5 protein-coding genes are annotated in these 5,155 nt (G+C 58.9%); 2 read left to right on the top strand and 3 right to left on the bottom strand.

What is annotated here, in order from left to right; translation table 11 throughout:
- Nucleotides 1–684: polyphosphate kinase 2 (gene ppk2 / locus P1U71_RS17485; protein WP_301106958.1), on the top strand; the 684-nt coding region annotated here is incomplete at its 5' end.
- A gap of 35 nt (nt 685–719) precedes the next feature.
- Here ppk2 and P1U71_RS17480 read toward each other — a convergent pair.
- On the bottom strand, nt 720–854 hold the full coding sequence (locus P1U71_RS17480) for a hypothetical protein (RefSeq protein WP_301106957.1): 135 nt from the start codon (nt 852–854) through the stop codon (nt 720–722).
- A gap of 305 nt (nt 855–1,159) precedes the next feature.
- Complete coding sequence (locus tag P1U71_RS17475) at nt 1,160–1,864, bottom strand: SDR family oxidoreductase (RefSeq protein WP_301106956.1); 705 nt, start codon at nt 1,862–1,864, stop codon at nt 1,160–1,162.
- A 98-nt stretch (nt 1,865–1,962) separates the two neighbouring features.
- Here P1U71_RS17475 and P1U71_RS17470 point away from each other — a divergent pair, with 98 nt between their 5' ends.
- Entirely contained in the window at nt 1,963–3,666 is a 1,704-nt protein-coding gene (locus tag P1U71_RS17470; RefSeq protein WP_301106955.1) for an adenylate/guanylate cyclase domain-containing protein, read from the top strand.
- Nucleotides 3,667–3,787: 121 nt separating this feature from the next.
- Here P1U71_RS17470 and P1U71_RS17465 read toward each other — a convergent pair whose 3' ends face one another.
- The gene (locus P1U71_RS17465) at nt 3,788–4,987 is read right to left on the bottom strand and encodes a multidrug effflux MFS transporter (protein WP_301106954.1); all 1,200 of its coding nucleotides are present in this window, start codon (nt 4,985–4,987) and stop codon (nt 3,788–3,790) included.
- Nucleotides 4,988–5,155: the final 168 nt, after the last annotated feature.

The raw sequence follows: 5,155 nt of genomic DNA, 5'->3' as shown, positions 1-5,155 counted from the left end.
AAGCATGACCTGAAAATCCTGATCCTGTTTGAGGGGCGGGACGCGGCGGGCAAGGACGGCACGATCAAGCGCATCACCGAGCATCTCTCCCCGCGCGAAACCCGCGTCGTCGCCCTCGGCAAGCCCTCCGACCGGGAGCAGTCAAGCTGGTATTTCCAGCGCTACGCGGCGCATCTGCCGGCGGCGCAGGAAATGGTCCTCTTTAACCGCAGCTGGTACAACCGCGCCGGGGTGGAGCGGGTGATGGGTTTCTGCACCGATACGGAGTATGAGAGTTTCATGGGCTCCGTCCTGCCGTTCGAGCATTTGCTGGTGAAAAGCGGTATCCAGCTGTTTAAATATTATCTCGATATCTCCAAGCCGGAGCAGATTGAGCGGCTGGAGGATCGGCGGCAGAACCCGCTCAAGACCTGGAAGATCAGCCCCATCGATGCGGTCGCCATCGAGAAATGGGAGGATTACAGCGTTGCTCGCAACGAGATGCTGGCCCGCACCCATAATCCGGTGACGCCCTGGCATGTGGTCCGCGCGGACAATAAAAAGCAGACGCGGATCAACGTCATCCGCCATATCATGGCCCATGTGGACTGCCCGGATAAAGACGAGCATCGCGCCCATCCCGATCCGGAGATTATTTTCGAGTATGACGAGAAGCACCTGAAAAGCGGTGCCATCGCGCGCTAGAAAAATGCGGCCTGATTGCTCAGGCCGCGATTTGCTTACTTGGGGGCTTTACGGCCGATATTCAGGGCTGCTTTGCCCGCTGTGGAACCGGCTGTGGCCATAACGGGGGCCTTCGCCTGTTTCGGCTTCTTGATTTCCTTGTTTCCGCGCTTGGTGTTGCCTTTGGACATCTGTTTTCCCTTTCAAGAGAAGTTGGTCGCAATGTACACGGATATATTTTTGCCGACGTCGAACGGTTGCTGGGCGTCCGGGCCGACATTCCGCCGCCTCAATCCGGCAAGGGGACGGCGAAATTTGTGAGAAGTGGCGGCGCGTCCCCTGATCCTGTGCGCTCACCTTTAATAGGCGGGGCGCCGGGTGTCCCGGGCGGGGGTCATTTCCACGCGGGCATTATATCATATTTTTACAAAATACATCGATATTTTAGAGCTGTCCGGCCCGATTTTGATGATTTTTTTTAGGCGATCCCGCCGCGTCAGACGGACCGTGTCACACCCCCGTCGATGCGGATATTCTGCCCTGTAATATAGGCGGCGGTGTCGGAGGCGAGATAGCTCACGAGGCCGGAGACTTCCTCGGCTTTCCCATAGCGGCCCATGGGGATACGGGCGCGGCGATCCTCGGTCTCGGGCAGGCTGTCGATAAAGCCCGGCAGGATATTGTTCATGCGTACATTCTGGGCCGCGAATTTGTCCGCGAACAGCTTGGTGAAGGAGGCAAGCCCCGCGCGGAACACGCCTGACGTCGGGAACAGGGGGTCGGGTTCGAACACCGCGAAGGTGGAGATATTGATGATCGCGCCGCCGCCCTGCTTGGCCATGATCGGGGCGACCATCCGCGTCGGGCGGATCACGTTGAGAAGATACACCTCCATGCCCTTGTGCCAGTCGTCATCGCTGATCTCCAGCACATCGCCCTTCGGCCCATGCCCGGCGGAATTCACCAGCACATCGATGCGGCCCCATGTCTCCATCGCCAGATCGACAAGCTTTTGCAGGTCTGCTGTCTCCAGATTGGAGCCGGTGATACCAACGCCGCCAAGTTCTTTTGCCAGCGCTTCTCCCTTACCGGAAGAGGAAAGAATGGCCACCTTGTAGCCGTCGCTTGCGAGTTTGCGCGCAGCATCCGCGCCCATGCCGCTGCCGCCCGCCGTGATGAGTGCCACTTTTGTCGATGTCATAAGTCTCTCCCTCAATATGATTTTCCTAAATGTAGGCGAGAGCCTGTTTATTTTCCATTTTTTTGGTACACTCAACAAGTTAGGGAGACAAAAAAAACGTGCAACGCCGCCTAAGTGCCATTCTTGCTGCCGATGTGGTCAATTACTCCCGCTTGATGGGCGCGGATCAGACAGGCACGCTCGGCGCTCTTCGCGAGATGCGAAAAACGGTGTTCGAGCCCGTGGTGGCCGGTCATCGCGGCACAATCATCAAGCGGATGGGGGACGGCTGGCTGGTCGAGTTTACCAGCGTTTCGGATGCGGTTGACTGCGCGTTGCGTGTGCAGGAACGCCTCAAGGGTCACGACCTCCTCCGCCTCAGGATCGGCATTCATATCGGCGAGGTAATTTTTGAGGAAGAGGATATTTACGGGGACGGCGTCAATATTGCGGCGCGGCTGGAAGCATTGGCCGATCCCGGGGGTGTGTTGATCTCCGACAGCACAAGAAACAGTCTCGATGGCAAGGCTGCGTCAATATTCGCGGATGGCGGCGTGCAAACGCTCAAGAATATTGCCCGGCCCGTTCAGGTCTGGCGCTGGAAGAAGATGGATGCGGCGTTTAACGAACAGGCAGAAGCTCCCGTTCTTCCCGAAAAACCCTCCATTGCGGTGCTGCCCTTTACCAATATGTCAGGCGATCCGGAACAGGAATATTTTGCGGACGGGATTAGCGAGGATATTATCACCGAACTCGCCCGGATAGAGCACCTTTTCGTCATCGCCCGCAACACGACCTTCACCTTCAAGGGAAAAAGCCATGATATTCCGTCAGTGGCAAAGGAACTTGGCGTGCATTTCGTACTTGAGGGCAGCGTAAGAAAGGCGGGCGATCGCCTGCGGATTACGGCGCAGCTTATTAACGGAAAGAGCGGCGGACATGCCTGGGCAGAGCGGTATGATCGCGATCTTGCCGATATTTTCGATGTTCAGGACGATGTGACGGACAAGATCGTAAAGGCCCTGAAGGTCAGCCTCGTCGGTGCGGAGGAATTGCCCGAGCGAGCGGAAACGGCTGTTCCCGAGGCTTACGACTGCGTACTCCGCGGGCGAGAGCAGTACCGGCTCTTTACAAAAGAGGGGCTGGCAAATGCCCGCGCGCTTTATGAGGAGGCCGCCAGGATTGATCCGGCCTACGCCGCGCCTTATGCGGGCCTTGCGGAGGTGTGCCGGCACGAATGGTTCCTCGGGGAGGCAGGGGCCATCGACAAGACTATTGAGTATGCGTTAAAGGCCGCGAGCCTCAACCCGGACCTGCCGCTTGTCTATGAGGCGCTTGGCAGTGCCTATCTGTTCACCGGACGTCACGACGAGGCGATTGCGGCCTTTATGCGTTGGATCGAGCTGGAGCCGAACAGCGCCGAAGCCTATGCCAACCTCGCCGGAGCCTATGTGTTTAACGGCGATCCGGAGAAAGTCCATGACTTGATCGACATCGCGTCGCGCCTCAATCCGGTTTACCCGTTCTATTATCCGCTGTATCGCGGTCAGGCTTATTTTCTCATGAGCCGCTACGAGGAAGCTGCGAACTTCACGAGACGGGCGGCGGACCTTAATCCGGCCTCGCCGCACCCGCCCATGTGCCTTGCGGCAAGCCTTGCTATGTTGGGCAGGAACGACGAGGCAGGGGCGGCCGTCGCGGCGACATACGCGATTATCCCGGACGCACGCCTTGGCTCTCTTGGCGAAAACCTGCCGTTTCGGCGATCGGCCGATCTCGATCATCTGCTCGGCGGGATGAGAAAAGCCGGTTTTATGGAATAGAGGGGCTGCCGGGGAGAGTGTCGTGAGGCGAAGGGTCCGTTTGTTTCCATTTGCGTCATATCGTACGACTGTGCCTCCCCATTGCGCGTAGGGCAATCCTCTCCTCCACAGTTGCTAACGATCATCCGCCATGGTCGCCCCGATGGGTGAGCCATTTCAAATGCAGGGCGGCGGCGAGGGAGATCAGCGTGGCGGCAAGCAGGATGGCAAGAAGTGGCACCGCCCCGCTTTCCGCAGAGACCAGCGCGCCGGTGATCGTGGTCAGTGCCGCGCCGCCGCCCACCGTGAGCGCGCCCGCAAGGCCAAGCGCGGAACCCGCAAGATCCGGCCGGACCGAGAGCGCGCCGGTATTGGCGCTCGGCATGGTGAGGCCGTTGCCAACACCGATCAGTATCAGCGGCCCGAAAAGCGCATAGGCATTCCCCATCCCGGTCAGAAAGAAGACGAGGCTGATCAGCGGTCCGGCGACGGCAATCACCCGACCGGCGAGGATCAGGTTGGTCAGCGAAACGTGCTGGGTAAGGCGGCTTGAAAGAAAGGTGCTGAAGGTGAAGCCGACGGTAATCGTCCCCATATAAACCCCGAGCATGGCAGGCGAGAGGCCGAGCAGCGTCATCGCCACCACGGGCGCGCCGGTAATAAAGATATAGAAACAGCCGGTGGAGAAGGCCATGCAGATGGTATAATCCCAATACCGTCCGTTTTTCAGCAGGTCGGGATAGCTTCTGAATTGCTGGGAGAAATTCTCGCTGCGGTTTTTATTGGTCTCCCCCATGTCCACCCAGCACAGAAGGAGCGCGCCCGCGCCGAACAGGGCATAGGCGACAAAACTCGCGCGCCATCCGAACAGTTCATCCAGTCCGCCGCCGACCATCGGCCCCAGCATCGGCGCAACCGACATCGCCATGGTGATAAGACTGATGCGCTTTGCGGCATCCTGCGGCGCGGAGGTGTCGCGCACGACGGCAAGCGAGATACCCCAGCCCGCAATGGCAGCGCCCTGAAAGACCCGGAAAAGAAGGAACACCCAGACATTCGTCGTGACCGCGCAGACGATCGAGGCGACGGTGAAAATGCTGAACGCGACGAGCAGGATGGGCCGCCGCCCGTATCGATCGGAAAGGGGCCCGAGGATGAGCATCAATACGGCCGTTACCGCGAGATATCCCGCAATGGCCAGCGCCAGAAGCGCGTAGTCCGCCTCGAAATCGAGGGCCATATTGGCAAGGGACGGCACAAACATGTTGAGCGATAACGTCGCGAGCGCGGTAAAAACAACCAGCGAAAGGGTCCGGGGCGGGGTCGTGGCGGCGAAGGGCATATCTATTCTCGTTTTTATTTTTCGCAAAAAAAAGCCCCCGATTAAAAACGGGGGCGCATGGGGAAACGGTCTGGCGTCCGTTACCGGTCCATGCGCGGGCGTCCCACCACAATTACCAAGGGTCTGATGTGATATCTTTGTTCCATGAGAAGCAGGCTAGGGCCAGTC

Origin of the sequence: Sneathiella sp. (genome assembly GCF_029233945.1) — a bacterium.
GTDB lineage: Bacteria > Pseudomonadota > Alphaproteobacteria > Sneathiellales > Sneathiellaceae > Sneathiella.
This window is presented reverse-complemented; position numbering and strand designations above follow the sequence as displayed.